This window comes from Pseudomonas sp. SIMBA_068 (genome assembly GCF_046534705.1).
Taxonomy (GTDB): Bacteria; Pseudomonadota; Gammaproteobacteria; order Pseudomonadales; family Pseudomonadaceae; genus Aquipseudomonas; species Aquipseudomonas putida.
Genome location: NZ_JAWRYI010001598.1, coordinates 1 through 238 on the forward strand (window position 1 = coordinate 1; position 238 = coordinate 238).

A 238-nucleotide genomic window follows, 5' to 3' on the forward strand; every position below is an offset into this window, starting at 1 on the left:
TGCCATCTGGGTTACCAGCACCAGGATGAACCACTAATCCCATAGGTTTATTAATAACTAAAATATGGTCATCTTCATAAAGAATGTTTAAGTCGATATTTTGTGCAAGATATTCACGCGGTGCTTCAATGGTTGTTTCAACATTTAACACTTCACCGCCTAACAGTTTTGTACGCGGTGTGTTTAATATTTCGCCATCAACGGTGATTTTATCATCCAAAATCCAAGTTTTTATACG

Annotated in this window: 1 pseudogene; it reads right to left on the reverse strand. The window is 37.0% G+C overall.

The features are described 5' to 3' along the window. Positions 1–238: pseudogene (locus SB756_RS35100) on the reverse strand (RNA pseudouridine synthase); the annotation flags it as partial.